An 18,174-nucleotide genomic window follows, 5' to 3' on the forward strand; every position below is an offset into this window, starting at 1 on the left:
GACATGCCCACACTCGAACAGCGCATCGCCCGGCTGGAAGCGGAATCGCAGATCCGCCAGCTCGTCGCCCGCTACTGCTTCACCATCGACGACCGCGACATCGACGGCATCCGCGCCCTCTTCGCGCCCGATGCGGTGCTGAAATCGGCGGACGGGGTGATGAACGCCACCGGCGTCGATGCGATCATGACGCAGTACGACGGCCGCTTCGACGTGCTCGGCCCGGGGCACCACTTCATGCACGACGTCCAGATCGACTTCGTCGGCGACGGCTCGCAGGAAGCGACCGGCCGCGTGATCGGCCATGCGGAACTGTGGCGTGGTGGCAAAATGATGGTCACCGCCATCCGCTACGACGACAAATACCGCAACACCGACGCAGGCTGGAAGTTCGCCGAGCGGACGATCGGCTTCCTCTACTACGTACCGATCGAGGAGTATCCCGGCATCCTCTCCACCCCCTTGCGCAACCACGCCTATCCCGAGCCGATGCCGGCGGACTTCCCCGAACGACTGTCGACATGGATAGCCTATGAGAAATCGCGCGGGAGGGGTTAAGTCCCCCTCCCCGTGGCGGGGAGGATGCGCGTGTCGTCCGTCATCCCAGCGAAGGCTGGGACCGCTGGCCTGTTACGACCAACTATCGTCGGGACACCCTGCCGAGGGTTGGGCTTTGCGCGGCCAGCGGTCCCAGCCTTCGCTGGGATGACGGGGTTGTGCGTGCGGCGCGGGCACACAAAAATACCCGCTGGCGAGTGCGGGCCATTACGCCGGGGGAAATCAACGCAACCGAGATGAACATCGGGTCGGCGTCGGGAGCGTCCTCACCGGGACGCGGGGTTTTGTGTTCCGTGAAGCTCTGGCGAGCGGCCGGGTAACTCACGGTGCAGCCCGGCTCGACCTGTATTCCATCGGAAAGTCCCATGTGGCCGTCGTTAGGGTTCGCGTCGTTATCGGCCGACGGCTATCCGGGATGGTCGTCCCATGTCCTGCCGTGTGTCGCAGGAACGTATGGACGGCGTTTCCAGTAGCTCAGAGACAGTCCGGGTCTTCGAAGGACGCATGGTTTGCGTGATCACGGCTTGGAACCGCATCCCGGCCCACGACGCCGACCCGATACACCTTTCCAGCGTGATCATCGCCGGATCGGATGCTGGGGCTTGTAACCTATTTGGCGATAAATGTCAACCTTGCCTCGACTTCGCGGGCAACTGCGATCAATCGCCGGTCGTCATACCGCGGTGCCACCAGCGAGACACCGATGGGCATCCCCCCCTCTCCCTGCGCCAGCGGCAGGTTGACGACCGGCGCATGCAGCAGGGTCCAGGGCTGATTGAACCGGGGTTCCCCCGGCGAACGGCCGAGCGGTGCGATGCCCGGGGCGCTCGGCGCCAGAACTGCGTCGAGTCCGGCGATCGCCCGCTCGAACCCCACCCGTGCCGCCGCCGCACGGTCATGCGCCTCACGCAGCCGGGTGTCGGGATAGGTGGCCAGCGCATCGACGCGAAGGTGAAAGTCGGGATGCAGCAGGTCGGACCGTGCCCGTGCAAGGCTCAGGAAAGCGGCCGCGCCCTCGCGGAACAGGATCACGCGGTGATCGTCGTTGAGATGCTCGAACTCGGGCAGCGTGGCGATCTCGACGACGTCGATCCCGGCACCCGCCATGGCGGCGGCGACGCCGTCGAAGGCGGCCTGGCCATCGGGCGTCATCTCGTCCCACCAGGGCGTGCGGAACACGCCGATGCGCAAGGGCTCGGCGCTTTCCCGCTCACCCGGCGCGAAACCGTAAACGCTGCAAACCCGGTCGATCAGGTCAAGATCCCGCGCGTACCAGCCCACCGTGTCGAGACTGTTGGCATAGGTCTTCACCCCCTCCCGGCTGACAAGGCCCCAACTCGGCTTGAAGCCGTGGATGCCGCAGAAGCTGGCGGGGCGAATGGTCGATCCTCCGGTCTGCGTCGCCAGCGCCAGCGGCACATGCCCGTCCGCCACCGCCGCCGCCGATCCTGCCGACGATCCCCCCGGCGTGCGCGTCAGGTCATGCGGATTGGCGCTGGCGGCATTGCGCCCGGCGGCGGCGAACTCGGTGGTGTCGGTCTTGCCCAGGATCACCGCCCCCGCCGCACGCAAGGTCGCGACGCAAGGTGCATCCTGAGCCGGCACGAAGCCGGAGAACAACGGCGAATTATGCGTCAGCGGCATTCCGGCCACCGCGATCACGTCCTTCACCCCCACGCATATCCCGTGGAGTGGCCCCGGCTCACCGGCATCCAGCGCCTTCGCCGAAGCGATCGCGCCCGTATCGTCGACATGCAGCCACGCCCGGACCAGAGCATCACGTGCACCGATCCGCTGCAATGCAGCATGGACATTGGCCGAGGCAGGGGCGTAGGGGGTCTGGACCATGGAAATTCGGCTCCCAAGCAGGCGGCATCAAAGTGCAATACGGCAGGATTGTGACTTCCTGCTTGGCTCGTGTAAAGCATTACATTATGCAATGCAGCAATGACCTCCGCAGCCTCCCCGCATAGCGCGCGCACCAAGGCGCCCTCGATCGCCGCCGCGCTGGCGACGACGACGACGATCCAGATCCTGTCGACGATGACGGCGCTGGCGCTGACCGGCATTGCCCCGCTCGTCGCGGGCGAATTCGGGCTCGCGCCGTATTACGTGGGCTACCAGATCAGCGTGATCTACGCGGCGGGCACGTTCGCTTCTGCCATGGCGGGAACCCTGATCCAGCATCGCGGGCCTGTGCAGGTGGAGCAGCTTGCCCTCGCCTGCTTCGGCACCGCGCTGCTGCTGTTGACGAGCGCGAGCCCTTGGCTGGCGCTGCTGGCCTCGATGGTGATCGGCGTGGGCTACGGGGTGCAGAACCCGGCTTCGGCGCAGATCCTCGGCGCGGTGACGCCGCCGCATCGCCGATCGCTGATCTTCTCGATCAAGCAGGCGGGCGTGCCGATCGGCGGTGTCGTGGCGGCGCTGCTGATCCCGGCGCTGGCGGGATGGCTGGGCTGGCGCACGACGTTCGTGATCGGCGCGGTGCCCTGCTTCGCGATGATCGGAGTGCTGGCGCTCAAGGGCGGACCGGAACGACCGGCGACGCCGGTGACGATCTCGGTGTGGCGCGGTTTCGTCTATGAACAGCGCCTCGTCTGGGGCAAGGCACCGCTCAGGGTGCTGGCGATGCTGGGGATGCTCTATTCCTCGATCCAGCTCTCGTTGTCGGCCTTTGCGGTGATCATGCTGGTCGAGCATCACTGGTCGATGGTCGAGGCGGGGCTTGTGGCCGGGGCCGTGCAGGCGTGCGGGGCGCTTGGCCGTGTGTCTTGGGGTGGCCTCGGCGACCGCTACGGCGGGTTCACGGTGCTGGCGGTGATCGGCGTGGTCTCGATGGCCTGCATGATCGCACTGTGGCGGATCGACGCGCTGCCCGCCGTGATCGCTATCGGCGTGCTGTGCCTGTTCGGCTTCTGCATGAGCGGTTGGAACGGTGTCGTCATGGCCGAGTGCACGCACCACTGCGCGCCCGAGGACGCGGGCCGGGTGATCGGCGGCTCGCTGGTCTATACCTTCATCGGCGTGATGATCGGCCCGGCGGCGATGGCGACGATCTACGGCTTTACCGGCGATTACGGGACGAGCTTCCTACTGGTGAGTTGGGTTGCGGGTCTTGGCGCGCTGCTGGCGGGACGGGCGGCGATCTCGTCAAAGGCATAAGCCTCCATTTCGGTTATTCCACGAAAAAGGCCGGTCACGCGGGGGGCGTGACCGGCCGAGGGTTTTGGACGACCCGATGGAGAGAAAGACCGGGCCGTCAGGGTAGCGTAGATCAGGCCGCGACCAGGCGATCCTGGCGGCAGGCCATCAGCGGCTGCACCTTCTCGCCGAAGTCGACGAGGCCCTGCTCGAAGTCGTCGAAGGTCAGCATGATGCCCTTGGTGCCGGGGACCGAGGCAGCTTCGTCGAGCAGCTTTGCCACGGTTTCATAAGAACCGACGAACGTGCCGATACCGAGGTTCACCGCGCCTTCGGGCAGGTTGATGTGCCGCGCGGTCGAGCCTTCGCCCGCGGTCTTGTCGGCGGCGCCCTGATCGCTCATCCACGCCAGCGCGTCGACGTCGGCGCCTTCGCGGTAGGACTGCCACTTGGCCATGGCCTTCTCGTCGGTCTCGTCGGCGATCACCATGCACAGGATGTAGGCGCCCACGTCACGTCCGGTCTTGGCGGCCGCTTCGACCAGAGCCTCGACGGTCGGCGCGTGCTTGGTCGGCTTGTTGAGGCCGCCGGCGGTGACGAAGTTGTAGTCGCCGTAGTTGGAGACGAATTCCATGCCGCGTGCCGACTGGCCCGCGCCGACGATCTCGATCTTGCCGGTGCTGGGCCTGGGCTGCATGTGGCAGTCTTCCATCTGGAAGTGCTCACCCTTGAAGTCCGACTTGCCGTCGGCCCACAGGTCCTTCATCACCTGCACGTATTCGCTGGCGTAGTCGTAGCGGTGGCCGAAGTAGGCGTCGCCCGGCCACATGCCCATCTGCTCGTATTCACCCTTGGCCCAGCCGGTGACGACGTTGACGCCGAAGCGGCCCGGCGCGACGCTGTCGATCGTCACGGCCATGCGCGCGACCATCGCGGGCGGCAGGGTCAGAATAGCCGTCGAGGCGAACAGCTTGATCTTGCTGGTGACGGCGGCGAGCGCGCTCATCAGCGTGAAGCTTTCGAGGTTGTAGTCCCAGAACTCGGTCTTGCCACCGAAGCCACGCAGCTTGATCATCGACAGCGCGAAGTCGAAGCCATAGCCTTCGGCCGTCTGAACCAGCTTCTTGTTCATTTCGAAGCTGGGTTTGTACTGCGGAGCGTTCTCGGAAATCAGCCAACCGTTGTTGCCGATGGGGATGAACAGACCAATATCCATTGCAGTGCTCCTGGGAGAGGGAAGTTTAAGGGAGAGGAGGCGGAGACGGTACGCGCGCGAGCCAGGAAGTCGCCTGTTCATAGGCAAACCCTCCACGCAGCAAGCATTGTTCGGAATTCGGTCGGCCGACGAGTTGCAGCGCGAGCGGCAGCCCACGCACGTCGAAGCCCATCGGCGTGACGAGCGCGGGGAAACCCAGCATCGAGATCGTGCGGGTCAGTGCGGAGAGTTCGGCAACCATAGCCTGCATCGCATCGCCGCCGGTTGCACCGACCTGCTCGGCCATGGGCACCGGGAAGCGCACGGCGGGGGTGAGCAGCAGGTCGACTTTGGCGAACGGGCCATTGAGCATGTCCGACTGCGCGGACTTGCGCCGTCCGAGCGCGGCCAGATAGGTCTCGGGAGTAACCGCCGCGCCCGCAAGCAGGCGGTTGCGGACCTGCTCACCGAAGTCTTCGGAACGCTCGGCAAGGTGCCGCGCGTGGAAGGCGGCGGCTTCGGGCGCCCAGATTTCGGCGGCGATCGCGGGATAGCCGGTATGGTCGGGAATGGCGACATCAACGACTTTCGCGCCGAGGTCCGCGAAGACCTGCCGCGCGGCCGCAAAGGCAGCGGCGACTTCGGTGTGAAGGTCATCGGTGAAGTAGCTGGTCGGCACGCCGATCGTCAGGCCCGAGCAGTCGGCGATGAGGCCAGCCTCGTATTCGCCATCCACCAGAACGTCCATCAAACGCGCCAGCGACCGGCTGGAGGTGGAGAGCGGCCCCGCCGTGTCGAGCGTCTTCGACAGCGGCATCATCGCGGTGTCGGGCAGCAGGCCGTTAGTCGGCTTGAGCCCCGCCACGCCGCAGAAAGCCGCCGGAAGCCGGACGGAACCGCCGGTATCCGATCCCAGCGCGCCGGTGACGATGCGCGCACCGACCGCCGCGCCGGAACCTGACGAGGATCCGCCGGAAATCGCCTCGCCATTCCACGGATTGCGGCAGCGGCCGAGGTGCGCGTTGTGCCCGGTCGGCCCCATCGCGAACTCCGCCATGTGGAGACGGCCGATGGTGATCGCGCCCGCGCCCGCAAGCCGGGCCATTAGCGGGGAGGTATCGGCGGGAACGTGGCCCTGCCAGATCTTCGAACCCGCCTCGGTCGGGATACCGGAACGGAAGAACATGTCCTTGTGCGCCAGCGGCACGCCGTGGAGCGGACCGCGCAGCGATCCGCGCCGCCGCTGTTCGTCGCAGGCCCGTGCCTGATCGAGCGCGGCTTCGGCCTCGATCGCGACGAAGGCATTGAGCCCGCGCCAGTCCTCGGCGCGCTCCAGCGCGTCGGTGACCGCATCGAAAGCGCTCAGGGCTCCGCTGGCGATCGCTTCAGCAAGTTCGACGAGATCGTGAGGCATGGCTGTCCTGTCCGCGAGGATCGCGTGTTTCGAGGCGGATGGGAAAGTGTTGCCTCCCACCCTCCGCGCTTGCGCTCGCGGAGAGTGGGAGGGAGCGCGGGACAGTCCGGAGGAGAGAAGGACCATCCCGCAGTTCCGATCAGAACGAGTAAGTCAGACGCGCGCCGTAAGTACGCGGCGGAGCGAACTGAACGAGGTAGGCGCTGGCGTAACCCGCATTGGCGTTCGCCGTCAGGATCGTATTGTTCTCGATGTTGCGCACGTATGCGGTGATCGAGAACGGGCCGTCATCGGGCGTGTAGGTGATCTGCGCGTCGCTCTTCCAGTAGGCGCCCTGCTGTTCGGCTGCCGTATTGTAGAAGGTGAAGTAGCTCTTCGACTGGTAGCGGGTCTGGACGCGCGGAGTCAGGGTGCCGCCGAGCAGGTGGAAGTCATGCTGGATGCCGCCCGAAAGCGTCCATTCCGGAGCTTGCGTCAGGCGGTTGCCGGACAAGTCGCTGGCCGCCGGACAGGAAGCCGCAGTGACGGTGCAGAACTCCGCGTACTTCGCGTCGAGCCATGCCACATTGGCGTCGATGCGGGTGTCCGGGGTGACCTGCCACAGCGTCTCGAGTTCCGCACCCCAGACGCGCGCCTTGCCCGCGTTGAGCGTGTAGACGAGCGCCGTCGCCGGATCTTCCTGCTGGGTCTGCAGGTCCTTGTAGTCGTAGTAGAACCCGCTCAGGTTGACCTGCAGCGTGTTGTTCAGGAAGCGGTTCTTGGTGCCGATTTCATAGGCGATGATCTGCTCGGGACCGAACGAGGAGTTGGTGGTGTAACCGCCCGCCTTGTAGCCCTTGTCGACCTTTGCATAGAACAGGTTGTCGGGCGTGACCTGATAGTTCGCGCCGAAGTGCCAGGTGACCTGATCGCCCGAATAGTGGTTGTCGAGGTCCGAATAGGCACCGGCGATGTCGTTGTAGCCAACCTGATACTTGTTGTCCTTGGTGTAGCGGACGCCGGCTTCCAGCTTCAGCTTGTCGGTCAGGTCGTAACCGACCTGCGCGAAGACGGCCTTGGACTTGCTGCCCACGTCGTAGTCGAAGGTATAGAAGTTGAACGGATCGATCGCGAGCCCGTGGACCTGGAAGTAGGTCAGCAGCGCGTCGGTCTCCTTGAAGAAATAGCCGCCGACCTGCCAGGTGAAGCCGGTCTTGTTGTTCGAGCTGAGACGCAGTTCGTAGTTCTGGTCCTTGACGTCTTCGTTCTGCTGGAAGCCGTAATTGTAGAGCGTGCCGCCGTCCTGATCGTTGTCGCGGCTCAGCGTCGACTTCTGGAAGCCGCCGAAGAAGCTCAGCGTCGCGAAGTCCATGTCGTAGGAGATCGCGGTGCGCACGGCCTTGGTGCGGATGCGGGTATAGCCCTGGTTGTTCAGCTCGAACTTCTTCGACGAGCCGATCTCCAGCGATCCGTCGGAATTGACGTCGGTATAGGGCACCGCCTTGATGGTCGAGCCGACGCCGTCCACGCGGGTCATCTCGCCGGTGACGAGGACCGAGAGGCGGCTGGTCGGAGTCCACAGCGCATGGACGCGGCCGCCCGTCACGTTGCCGTCGTCGCCGTCCTTGAGGCCCGGGTTGTCGCGGTAGCCTTCGTGGGTCTTGCGAGTCCCTGCGAAGCGGAAGCTCAGGGTGTCGCTGACCGGGACGGTGGCGCCGACGTCGAAGTTGAGCGTGCCGTAGTTGCCGATTTCGGCGGCAGCGTCGAGCTTCCAGTCGTCGGTCGGCTTGACCGTCGCGATGTTGACCGCGCCTGCCGTGGCGTTGCGGCCATAGAGCGTGCCCTGCGGGCCGCGCAGCACTTCGATGCGCTCCACGTCGAACATCGCCGCGTTGAGGGCGAAGGCGCGCTGCAGGTAGAAGTTGTCGACCGAGACCGCGACCGCCGGATCACCCGTCTCCGAGTAGTCGCGGCTGGACACGCCGCGAATGGTGATCATCGTGTTTGCGTTGTTCTGGGCGATGTTGACGGTCGGCGCGATGTTGGACAGCGCGTTGACGTCAGTGACGCCCGCCTTGGAAAGTTCCTCGCCGCTCGCAACAGTCATCGCGATCGGGGTGCTCTGCGCGCTGGTTTCACGCTTGGTCGCGGTGACGACGATCTCGCCGAGGCCTTCGGACGCGGTGTCGGCGGCGGGCGCTGCATCCTGCGCGAAGGCAGGCTGCACGAAGGCCGCGGCTATGGAAAGCGCACTGGCAGTGAACGTAAGACGCTTGAGCAAGACTGGAACTCCCTGTGACCCGTTCTGGAATGATTGACGTTTTCATTACAATGACCGATTCGCGGACGAATGCAAGCGGGTCATTCTGACGGTTCTGCAGACAATTAATCAATTTATTGAAAAATATGTATTTTTTGCCACGAACCCAAAGGGTAACGTTTTCATTTGTACAGCAGTCGTTGCCTGCCGTCGTCCCATAACCATCGGAAAACTCATCGGAATTGATGCCTCCCGCTTTCGGGCTCGGGCGAGCTTCAATTGGCGCTGCCCTCGCCGCTCGAGTGCGAATCGCGCGATATCGGCCCAAGGTACGAGAGCATCATGGCGACGGCAAAAAGGCAGCGAGAATCCGCAAGGTTCGGGCCTTTCATGGATGACCGCACGACAATTCCAACCGTCGCTCCGGCCAATCTCGAACCAGTTCGGACGCCAATGTCGGACCATCTGATAATGTAAACGTTACCATATGACCTATCTGCCTTTCTCGGTTGATTGCCCGGAGCGACCCCGTAATGCCCGGGACGACAGGACTGGAAGGATTTGCCCATGGACACACCCACCCGCTCCCTCCCGCTTGATGGCCGCCCCGTGAATGTCGGCCTGCTGGGTTACGGTTTCGCCGGAAAAGCCTTCCACGCCCCGCTCATCGCCGCGTGCAAGGGACTGCGCATCCATGCCGTCGCCTCGCGCGACGCCGGCAAGGTCCATGCCGACTTCCCCGGCGTGACCGTGCACCCGACCCCGGCAGCGCTGATCGCGGACGATGCGATAGATCTCGTCGTCATCGCCACCCCCAACGACACACATGCACCGCTCGCCCGGGCGGCGCTGGAGGCGGGGCGCCACGTCGTCATCGACAAGCCGTTCGCACTCGACCTGCGGGAAGCGCGTGATCTGGTGGCGCTGGCGGAGGCACGGCACCGCCACCTTCAGGTCTTCCACAACCGGCGCTGGGACAGCGACTTCCTTACGGTACGCCGCGCCATCGAGAGCGGGCAGATCGGCCGCGTCACGCATTTCGAATCCCGCATCGACCGCTTCCGTCCGCACGTGCGCGATCGCTGGCGCGAACAGGCGGTGCCCGGGGCAGGCATCTGGTTCGACCTCGGCCCCCACATGGTCGACCAGGCGCTGGCGCTGTTCGGCCTGCCCGACAGCGTGGCCGCCAGCCTCGCCCTGCAGCGCGACGGCGCGCAAGTGGACGACTGGGCTCACGCGATCCTTGCCTACGGCCAGCGCCGGGTCATCATTCACGCCGGAATGCTCGTTGCGGGCGGATCGGCGAGGTTCACGGTCCATGGCACCGGCGGCAGCGCGATCAAGTCAAGGGCGGACGGGCAGGAGGCGCAACTGCTTGCCGGGATGCGCCCCGGTGCGCCGGGCTGGGGCGCGGATGCCGACGATCTCATCCTTCACGACGGTTCGGGCGAACCGCGCGCGATCCCTGCGACACCGGGCGACCAGCGAGGCTTCTACGAGGCCGTCGCCGCTGCGCTCGCAGGCAAGGCGCCCCCTCCGGTTCGGCCCATCGAGGCGCTTGCGGTGATGGCCGTTCTGGAGGCCGGCGCGGCATCCGCGCGGGAGGGCCGCGCGATGCCGCTGCCGCTTACTCCGGAGGAACGGGCACGCTGGTAGGCCTCACCCGGCCGCAAGCTGGGTGGAGACCGAACCGGTGCGCTCCAGCTTGCCCCAGCCCACGACCCATCCGGCCACCGCCGAGGCGATCGCGCGGATCACCACCCAGTACATGATCTGGCGATAGACCAGCCGCTGCGCCACCAGCAGGTGCGCCGGGTAGCGCATCCGCGCGCCGTCGAGGCGATAGGCTATCCAGCCGCAGAGCACGTCGATGGCGGTGAAGGCGATCCAGTAGGCGCCCATCATCCCCACATCCCCGCTCGTCTGCGCCCAGCCGTGCGCCGAAACCCGCAGCGCGGTGCCGATGATGGAGATCACCAGCGCCAGGTCGATCAGCGGCGAGATCGCGGCGAAAGCGATCTGGAACAGCCACGCCTGCGGCAGACCGACAAGGCCGAGCCCGGCGGGCTTGCGGGTGCGGATCACCGCACGGTGCTTCCACAGGCACTGCAGCGTGCCGAAAGCCCAACGGAAGCGCTGCCTGGCGAGCGCGGTGAAGCTCTCGGGCGCCTCGGTCCAGGCTACCGCGCGCGGGTCGTAGGTGACACGCCAGCCTGCGCGCTGAATGGCGATGGTGAGGTCCTGATCCTCTGCCAAGGTGTCCTCCGGATAGCCGCCGACCGAATCCAGCGCCGCGCGGCGCCATGCACCGACCGCGCCGGGCACCACGGTCATTGCATCGAAGCCCGCCAGCGCACGGCGTTCGAGGTTCTGTGCGGTGATGTACTCCACGGCCTGCCAGCGGGTGACGAGGTTCACCCGATTCCCCACCCGCGCATCACCCGCCACCGCGCCCAGCTGTGGATCAGCGAACCAGCGCGCCAGGCGGCGGATGGTCTCGGGCTCGAACTGGGTGTCGGCGTCGAGGGCGATGACGATCTCACCCGTCGCCTCCAGCAACGCGCGGTTGAGGGCGCTGGCCTTGCCGCCGTTCTGCAGCGTCAGCAGCGTCACCCGCGGGTCGTCACCAAAGACGCATTGCACGATCTCGCTCGTCCCGTCCTTGGATCCGTCGTCGGCGACGATGACCTGCAAGCCCGGGCCGCCATTTTCTCCGTAAGCGCTGGCAAGCACCCGGGCGACCGAGGCGGCGATCACCCGCTCCTCGTTGTAGGCGGGAATGATGACCGAGACGGCGGGCTCGAAATGCGGCGGCTCGGCCCGCTTGCGGCGGCTCTGGTACCAGGCGAGCGCCGCCATGATCACCGCGCGCGCGATGCCCAGCGAGATCGCGAGGTAGAACACCCAGGCCAGTACCGCCGCGACCGACATCAGCGCGACGAAGGCAGCGACGTCCACGCGCACGGCGGCAAGGTCGGCCGTCGAGATGGCGGGCATCGCCCGGGCCTGCGGGATGCCGACGAGCTGCGATGCCGTGACGAAAGTATAGCCCTCGGACTTCAGCGCGGTAATGATGCGGGGCAGCGCCGCGACGGTCTGGGCGCGGTCGCCGCCGCCATCGTGCAGCAGGACGACGTTGGTGGCATTCTGCGGGGTGGCGGAATGGACCTGCCGAAGCACCTGATCGACGATCGCGTCCTCTCCGGGCCGCTGCCAGTCGTTCGGATCGACGTGGAGGCCGACGACCGTGTAACCGGCCTGCTGCGCGGCCAGTGCCGGACCGAGTTCGTCAGGCGTCGTCGGCTCGGCATCCCCGAAGTAGGGCGCGCGGAACAGGGTCATGCTGCGACCGGTATACGCCTCGACCAGGCGCTGCGTGGCGTTCAGTTCAAGACGGGTCTGGCGCGGGCCAGCGTTGGCGAGGTTCGGGTGAGTGTAGGTGTGGTTGCCCAGTTCGTCCCCGTCGGCGATGATGCGCTTCAGGAGGCCGGGGCTGCCAAGGGCATTCTCGCCGATGACGAAAAACGTTGCGGGCACGTGCGCCGCCTCCAGTTCGCGCAGGATGCGGGGCGTCCATGTCGGGTCCGGGCCATCGTCGAAAGTCAGCGCGATGCGCTTGGGATCGGCCCCGCCCGAGCGCTGGACGACGTAAGGCGTCGGCAGCACGGCGTAAGTCTCCTCGCGGATCATGCCATTGCCGTCGAGCCGCACGGTGCGCTGTCCGTCGCGCGGGGTAGCGGTGATGCGCAGAATCTCTCCGGAGCCCTCGATATCGGCGCTGCTGAGCGCGCGCGGGGTCGAGAGATCCGGGGTGCCGCCCTTGCGGAAAGCGGTGAGGTCGTTCCAGAAGCCCGAATCCTCCGTGCCGAGCCGCCACAGCGCCATGTCGCCGATGCCGAGGCGCTTCAGAGCCGACAACTCGTTCCAGCTGGTCGCGGCGTCGAGCATCCAGATGGTGTGATGGGTCTGCTCGTCGTCGTAGGCGAAGGCGGCGTTACCGCTGGCGGGATCGAAGGCTATTTTCGCGGCGCTGTCGTGCGCGGCGAGCCAGGCATCCTCTATGGCCAGAGCGTCGGTCTGGTCGCCGTGCCAGTCATAGGCGTAACTGCCCAGCGCGACGACGAGATGATCGGGGCCGATGCGCCGGAGGGCGCCCTGCACTTCGTGGACGAACCAGTCCTGCGCCGCGATCGGGCCGGGAGTGCCACCCTCCCAATGCTGGTCGTAGGCCATGAAGATGACCTTGTCGGTGGCTTTGGCGAGCGCCTCCAGCGGCCATCCGCCCTCGTCGTCGGCGGGCGTGGTGACGGCAAGCGAGGCGCCCTTGGGCAGCGCCGCGTGCAGGCTGTGCAGGAAAGTGAGGTAATCGGGCATCGCACGCATGGGGAGCGCTTCGAGGTCCATCACAAGACCGGCGTAGTGCCCCTGCGCCACCGCTCCCGAAAGGCGCTTCGCAAGGGCGAGGCGCTGGACGGGGTCGTGCAGCAGCGCAGCGGTTCCGGCGCCGTCCCAACCGTCCGTTCCGACGTTCTGGACCATCGGCAGCACCTTGAAGTGGTGCGACTGGCCCGCAACCAGACGGTCGAAACGGGCGTCCGGCTCGACCGTCACCTGGTGCTGCGGCCCGGCAACGTTGATCAGGGCGGGCACCACCCAGTCCAGATCATTGCCGTGATGGACCAGCGAGAGGAAGCTGGCGTCGTTGCCCGGCAGGTAGAACCCGATGCTGAGCGGCTTCTGCCCCGGCCCCTTGCGACCGTGCGGCAGCCATGACTTCAGTTCGTGCTTCAGCGGTGAGCCATGGAGCGTCGAGGGCTTGAGGCGCGGCGTCGGCAGCTCCAGCTCGCGCTGCGTGGGCACGGCGACGAGCGTGGTCGCGAAGGCCGCCGCCCCCAGCAGCACGATGACCAGCAGCGCGGCGAGGACGCCGCGCGCCCAGCGGCTGCGGCGGCCGGTGGGGTCGTAGAAGATGGGCTTGCTCATGACGTCGGGTGTCCGGGGTAAGGGATATGGCCGGTGGATTAGGCCCGGCGCATTCTCCGCGACCTGAGCGGCGTCTTAAATTTTCGTCATGTTCGGATTCGGTCCTCGTCGCTGCGCTCGCAGCGACGGAAAGCACATCTATCCCATCATGCCGGAGCGGAACCAGCGCCGCATCGCGGGCAGGCGCCGAAGGTCGCAGCCGCAGACCTTGCAGCGGCAGGTCTGCACGCCGAGGGGATCGATCACGAACTTGCGTGCTGCGACGTGCCGTTCGGCGCGGCAATCGGCGAGGGTCCCGCTCATGGCTGCAACCCCGCCGCGGGTGCGACCGCGTGAAGGGCGGCCAGGGTCGTGGCGATCAGGCGCGGCGCGTCGTGCCCTAGATAATGGTCTCCGCTCAGGCCGATCACCCGCGCCCGCCCTTCCAGCGCAGGACAAAGGCTGCCCTGCTCCTCAAGACCATGGACGCAGATCACCGGCGCCCAGTCGAGCCGGCGCATGCCCAGCAACGGCCATGCATCGGCCTTGCCGAGATAGGCCAGCCCCACCGGATCGGAACGGAAATAGACGTCCTGCGCAGGCACCGTCAGGTCGATCGCGAGCACCCGGCCACGCAAGTCCGGCGGGAGGTCGGGCGCGGTGGTCGCAAGGATGTCCGCGCCATACGATTGTCCCAGCAGGAGGACCCGGCTCGCACCCGTGCGCGCCAGCGCGAGGCGTACCGCACCGGCGAGGACGGCGTCTGCCTCTTCCTTCGTCCGGTGAATGCCGAAGACCACCGGCGAGGCTACGCCGATCACCGGAACGCCCCTGGCGGCAATGGCAGCGGCGACCTTTTCCCCCATGCCGAAGCGAAAGCCCATGTCGCCCGAAAGGAAGACCGCAGCCACTCGCGGGTGCGGCTCTTGCGCCGGGAAGATAACGATGGGTCCGGTGCCGAGCAGCCCCAATACCGGTGCGGCCAGCGCAGCCAGAACCAATGCCGCCAGCGCGAGCAGCCCGAGGGTCAGGCGGGAGCGAAAGCAGTGGCTCATGCGGGCTGTATCCTTGCTTCGAGGGTGACAGGAGGCAAAGGCGCAAGGGGCCGGGCGGGCTCGCTCGATCCCGCGCCGCCGATCAGGCGCGAGACGTCGTGCAATCCCTGGATGAGCCCGATGCCGTGCGGCCCAGCAACGTAGCGCGGCTCCCAGCGGGGGGCGAACTTCTCCTTGTAGCCGCGCAGTCCGCGAAAGCCGTAGAACCGCTCGCCATGGCGGAACACCAGAGCCGCAGCCTTGGCCCATGCGGGCGCGAGAGGTCCACCCTCGATGCCCGAAAGGGGCACCATACCCAGCGTGAAGCGCCGGTATCCGCGTGCCTTGGTCCAGAGCAGCAGGTTGGTGAACAGGAAGTCCATGGTCCCGCGCGGTGCGTCCTCGCGATGGCGCATCAGGTCGACCGATGCCTCGGTGTGATCCTGCGTGCACCACAAGTTAGCGAAGGCGACAATGCGGTCCTCGACCATGACCAGCGCCATGTCGAAGTTGCCGAGGTACTCCCGGTCGAACGCGCCGAGGCTGAAGCCCTTTTCACGTTGGCCCTTGGCCTCCATCCATTCCTCGGAGATCGCCTCCAGCTCGTCCATGATGACCGGCACCGCGGCGGCCGGGACCACGCGCAGCCTCGCGCCCGCGCGGGCGGCGGTACGTTCCGACTTGCGTACCGATCGCAGTTGCGGCGTATCCAGCTCGAAGGTCGTAAGGTCGACCACCGCTTCCTCGCCATACTTCACGATCTGCAGGCCCATGCCGATGGCAAGATCGAGCGTCGCGGGAGAAATCTCGTAGAGCACCAGCCTACCCTGCCGCCGGTGTGACATGTCGCGCAGGGTCCAGAGCAGTTCACCCCACGACCCCTCGTTGCCGACCGGGTCGCCCATGACGACCCAGCTGCTCCCCTTCACCTGGTACATCACGAAGGCATCGCCCGCTTCGGAGACGAGGAAGCGCTTGTCACCGGTCAGCGCCAGCATCGCCTCGGTACGCGGGCTGGTGGCGAGGATCGCGCGGATCGCCGGGGCATCCTCCAGCGCCTGCACGTCGCCGTGCGCGGACCCCGGGGCGCACAGCCTCCAGACCGCGACGCCGGCAAGGAATACCGACGAGGCCAGCGCCGCGCGCAGATAGCGCGGGGCGTCCGCGCGCAAGGCGAACTTCCACCACAAGTCGTCATTGTAGGGGACATGGCGATAGGCGAAGAGCCCCGCCCACAGCGCCAGCCCTGCCGCCATCACCACCGCCGCGATCCAGCCCGGGGTGAGCGGCGTCTCGGTCAGCGCGGTACGGCGGTAGAAGACACGGCGCGTCATCTGCAGCAGCGCGGCAAGGGCAAGGCAGGCCAGGGCCTCTTCATAATCGATGCCCTTGGCGAGCGAGAACACCGCCCCCGCAACCAGCAGCAGCCGTGCCGCGAGACAGGCGCCGTCGAGCCTGCGATAGAGCCCCGGCGCCAGCAGCAGCAGGGCGGTGCCGACGAGACTGGCGGCGATGTGGCTCGCCTCGATGACGGGCAGCGGCATGACGTCGGCCAGCAGCCCCATGCGCGCGTGAACGGCGGGCAGCGAGCCTGACAGCAGCAGCATGCCGCCGCCCAGCAGCGTCGCGCTCGCCAGCAGCAGCGGGGAGAGCCCGGTGGCGACCCCTCCGACGAAACGGGCCACGCGGCGGCTGCGCGCGCCTTCGCGCCAGGCCAGCAGCAGCGCGGCAAGCGCGAGCGGAAGCAGGTAGTAGACGAGGCGATAGACGATCAGCCCCGCGAAAAGATGCGCCCGGTCCCCCGGTGCGACAGCGAGGACGACCGCCTCGAAAACGCCGAGGCCACCCGGCACGTGCGTCACCAGCGCGACGACTATGCCCAGCGCGTAAGCGAGCACGAAGATCGGCAGCTGCGCTGGATCGGCGCCCGGCAACAGCACAAATAGAGCCGCGCCCGCGCAGGCTATGTCGGTGATGCTGATGCCGACCTGCGCGGCGAGTTCGCCCGCGGACGGCAAAGGCAGGCGGATACCCGGCAGCTTCAGGGTCTTGCCCCGGGCCGCCGCAAAGCCAAGCGCGCCCAGCAGGGCGATCATGCCTGCGCCGAGCGCATGCGTCGCCTGTGCGTCCAGTTGCACGGCCCCGAAATGCAGACCTCCGCCATGGACGAGCATGGCCGCACCCGCGACCGCCAGCACGCCGGCCCAGAAATTGCCTGCCGCGAGCATCACCACTTTGGCGACTTCCGGCCCGTCGAGCCCCGCTCCGACGTAGATCCGGTAGCGCGCCGAACCGCCGGTCAGCAGCGAAAGGCCAAGGTTATGGCTGAGCGTATAGCTGGTGAACGAGGCCAGCGCGGCCGTGCGCCAGGGCAGCGGGTGCCTGATGGTCCTCAGCGCGAGGAAATCGTAGAACGTCAGCGCAAGATAGCTCGCGGCCGTCAGCGCCAGGCTCAGCGCAATCTGCCCCGCACCCATTGCATGTACGGCGGCGCGCACCTGTGAGTAGCGGATCTCGTGCGTCAGCGTATTGAGCGCGACGAAGCCAAGCGCGATCACCGCCAGCACCGCGCCCGCCTCTACGAGCTTGCGGTAGCGCGACAGGAAGGCGAGCGGCGCGGTCATGCGGGCACCTGCGCGATGCGGGTCCAGACCTGCGAACGGCACAGGAGGCCGCCGAGGATGCAGCCGCTGATCTTCAGCTTGTCAGCGGAAAGCGGCTCGATCCGGGAATCGAAGCGTCGCCCCATGTCGGGCACGTAGACGGTGCCCCGCCAGATACGGCCCTCCGCATGATAGTCCTGCAAAAGTTCGGTGCCGATCAGGGACGTCACGCCGCTGTCCTGCGCGTCCGCCCTGGCCTGGCCGCTTGCCCAGACGACCCGGCCGCAGAGCCCGGGCCTCGATGGCCCCGGCCCGCAGGCCCCGGTTCGCACGGCGACGCTGCCGGATGGATTGAGCCAGACGCCCTCGGCGGGCGTCGCCGCGTGCGCCGCAAGCGGCGCAGCGAGGAGCGAAAGGAACAGGGCGGTTCTCAGCAACATGGTGCTGCTTGTGCCCTCGCCCGTATTGCAGGACGCTCGCCGCTAGATGAACAATCGGCAATCTGGAGACGGGGAGCCGAGCGGGACTGAGGATCCGTGGCAGGATGGACCCGTGGAAAGCCCTAGCCCCCGAGCGAATACGTGATCACGAAGCACGCCACCGTCAGCAGCGACATCGCCAGGATGAACGCCGTGTCGGCCACCCGCTCCAGGCCGTGCAGCCGCGTCGATGACTGCACCCTCAGCGCAAAGTAGGAACAAAGCGTCGCCAGCAGGAACAACAGCGCATCGATCGAGAGCAGGTCGTCCGCGATCGTCTCGTGCCCGCGCACCGATACCACCACGCGCAGGAGGCCGATCCCGGTCATGCACACACCCACCATCCCCGAGGCGATGGGACAGATCAGGCGGCAGGTCCGTTCGTCCAGCTGCGAAGTATCGATATTCATGGGCCTCCAGGCTCGTCGTCAAACCTTGTCGTGTCGCGCGCAAGGTGCATACGATGCATAGAACCTCTACCGGCTGGAGGGAACATGAGCGAAAGTTAATCCGCTCCCCATCGCGCCGAAGGGCTACGCGGCCCAAAAG

General features: G+C 66.7%; 13 protein-coding genes. 3 read left to right on the forward strand and 10 right to left on the reverse strand.

The features are described from left to right. Positions 1 to 3: 3 nt before the first annotated feature. Entirely contained in the window at positions 4 to 558 is a 555-nt protein-coding gene (locus ACODRZ_RS17340) for a nuclear transport factor 2 family protein (RefSeq protein ID WP_488969238.1), read from the forward strand. Between the two features lie 609 nt (positions 559 to 1,167). On the opposite strand, the gene ACODRZ_RS17345 is transcribed toward ACODRZ_RS17340, so the two are convergent. Then, a complete protein-coding gene (locus ACODRZ_RS17345) occupies positions 1,168 to 2,406 on the reverse strand; it encodes an amidase (protein WP_488970573.1) in 1,239 nt (412 codons plus the stop codon). A 99-nt stretch (positions 2,407 to 2,505) separates the two neighbouring features. On the opposite strand from ACODRZ_RS17345, the gene ACODRZ_RS17350 reads away from it, so the two are divergent. Beyond that, on the forward strand, positions 2,506 to 3,720 hold the full coding sequence (locus ACODRZ_RS17350; protein ID WP_488970574.1) for an MFS transporter: 1,215 nt from the start codon (positions 2,506 to 2,508) through the stop codon (positions 3,718 to 3,720). 112 nt (positions 3,721 to 3,832) lie between these two features. Here the strand turns inward: ACODRZ_RS17350 and rutA are convergent, their stop codons facing one another. The 3 genes from rutA to ACODRZ_RS17365 all read right to left on the reverse strand — a co-directional run bounded on the left by rutA (position 3,833) and on the right by ACODRZ_RS17365 (position 8,568). Continuing rightward, on the reverse strand, positions 3,833 to 4,915 hold the full coding sequence (gene rutA, locus ACODRZ_RS17355) for a pyrimidine utilization protein A (RefSeq protein ID WP_285017618.1): 1,083 nt from the start codon (positions 4,913 to 4,915) through the stop codon (positions 3,833 to 3,835). 25 nt (positions 4,916 to 4,940) lie between these two features. Beyond that, complete coding sequence (locus ACODRZ_RS17360; protein ID WP_488970575.1) at positions 4,941 to 6,308, reverse strand: amidase; 1,368 nt, start codon at positions 6,306 to 6,308, stop codon at positions 4,941 to 4,943. A 139-nt stretch (positions 6,309 to 6,447) separates the two neighbouring features. Then, positions 6,448 to 8,568: a TonB-dependent receptor gene (locus ACODRZ_RS17365; RefSeq protein ID WP_488970576.1), complete on the reverse strand. Its 2,121-nt coding sequence runs from the start codon at positions 8,566 to 8,568 to the stop codon at positions 6,448 to 6,450. Positions 8,569 to 9,114: 546 nt separating this feature from the next. On the opposite strand from ACODRZ_RS17365, the gene ACODRZ_RS17370 reads away from it, so the two are divergent. Continuing rightward, on the forward strand, positions 9,115 to 10,203 hold the full coding sequence (locus ACODRZ_RS17370; RefSeq protein WP_488970577.1) for an oxidoreductase: 1,089 nt from the start codon (positions 9,115 to 9,117) through the stop codon (positions 10,201 to 10,203). A 3-nt stretch (positions 10,204 to 10,206) separates the two neighbouring features. On the opposite strand, the gene ACODRZ_RS17375 is transcribed toward ACODRZ_RS17370, so the two are convergent. From ACODRZ_RS17375 to ACODRZ_RS17400, 6 genes are all read right to left on the reverse strand, one after another. Beyond that, positions 10,207 to 13,530, reverse strand: coding sequence for a trifunctional glycoside hydrolase family 18/polysaccharide deacetylase/glycosyltransferase family 2 protein (locus ACODRZ_RS17375; protein WP_488970578.1), 3,324 nt, complete (start codon positions 13,528 to 13,530; stop codon positions 10,207 to 10,209). Between the two features lie 138 nt (positions 13,531 to 13,668). Beyond that, positions 13,669 to 13,833 carry a hypothetical protein gene (locus ACODRZ_RS17380; RefSeq protein WP_488970579.1) on the reverse strand — a complete coding sequence of 55 codons (165 nt, stop codon included), beginning with the start codon at positions 13,831 to 13,833 and terminating at the stop codon, positions 13,669 to 13,671. Continuing rightward, positions 13,830 to 14,564: an AcvB/VirJ family lysyl-phosphatidylglycerol hydrolase gene (locus ACODRZ_RS17385; protein WP_488970580.1), complete on the reverse strand. Its 735-nt coding sequence runs from the start codon at positions 14,562 to 14,564 to the stop codon at positions 13,830 to 13,832. Before ACODRZ_RS17385 ends, ACODRZ_RS17380 begins: the two co-directional genes overlap by 4 nt. After that, positions 14,561 to 17,167, reverse strand: coding sequence for a bifunctional lysylphosphatidylglycerol flippase/synthetase MprF (mprF, locus tag ACODRZ_RS17390; RefSeq protein WP_488970581.1), 2,607 nt, complete (start codon positions 17,165 to 17,167; stop codon positions 14,561 to 14,563). Before mprF ends, ACODRZ_RS17385 begins: the two co-directional genes overlap by 4 nt. Beyond that, complete coding sequence (locus ACODRZ_RS17395) at positions 17,164 to 17,586, reverse strand: DUF2147 domain-containing protein (protein ID WP_488970582.1); 423 nt, start codon at positions 17,584 to 17,586, stop codon at positions 17,164 to 17,166. Before ACODRZ_RS17395 ends, mprF begins: the two co-directional genes overlap by 4 nt. 122 nt (positions 17,587 to 17,708) lie before the next feature. Further along, entirely contained in the window at positions 17,709 to 18,035 is a 327-nt protein-coding gene (locus ACODRZ_RS17400; RefSeq protein ID WP_488970583.1) for a hypothetical protein, read from the reverse strand. Positions 18,036 to 18,174 lie beyond the last annotated feature (139 nt).

This window comes from Novosphingobium sp. FG90 (assembly GCF_057808725.1).

Bases quoted from the DNA above. Each gene is read 5' to 3' on its own strand.
- rutA (WP_285017618.1), bottom strand. From the start codon at position 4,915: ATGGATATTGGTCTGTTCATCCCCATCGGCAACAACGGTTGGCTGATT.
- ACODRZ_RS17385 (WP_488970580.1), bottom strand. From the start codon at position 14,564: ATGAGCCACTGCTTTCGCTCCCGCCTGACCCTCGGGCTGCTCGCGCTG.
- ACODRZ_RS17345 (WP_488970573.1), bottom strand. From the start codon at position 2,406: ATGGTCCAGACCCCCTACGCCCCTGCCTCGGCCAATGTCCATGCTGCA.
- ACODRZ_RS17395 (WP_488970582.1), bottom strand. From the start codon at position 17,586: ATGTTGCTGAGAACCGCCCTGTTCCTTTCGCTCCTCGCTGCGCCGCTT.
- ACODRZ_RS17370 (WP_488970577.1), top strand. From the start codon at position 9,115: ATGGACACACCCACCCGCTCCCTCCCGCTTGATGGCCGCCCCGTGAAT.
- ACODRZ_RS17350 (WP_488970574.1), top strand. From the start codon at position 2,506: ATGACCTCCGCAGCCTCCCCGCATAGCGCGCGCACCAAGGCGCCCTCG.
- ACODRZ_RS17360 (WP_488970575.1), bottom strand. From the start codon at position 6,308: ATGCCTCACGATCTCGTCGAACTTGCTGAAGCGATCGCCAGCGGAGCC.
- ACODRZ_RS17375 (WP_488970578.1), bottom strand. From the start codon at position 13,530: ATGAGCAAGCCCATCTTCTACGACCCCACCGGCCGCCGCAGCCGCTGG.
- ACODRZ_RS17380 (WP_488970579.1), bottom strand. From the start codon at position 13,833: ATGAGCGGGACCCTCGCCGATTGCCGCGCCGAACGGCACGTCGCAGCA.
- mprF (WP_488970581.1), bottom strand. From the start codon at position 17,167: ATGACCGCGCCGCTCGCCTTCCTGTCGCGCTACCGCAAGCTCGTAGAG.
- ACODRZ_RS17340 (WP_488969238.1), top strand. From the start codon at position 4: ATGCCCACACTCGAACAGCGCATCGCCCGGCTGGAAGCGGAATCGCAG.
- ACODRZ_RS17400 (WP_488970583.1), bottom strand. From the start codon at position 18,035: ATGAATATCGATACTTCGCAGCTGGACGAACGGACCTGCCGCCTGATC.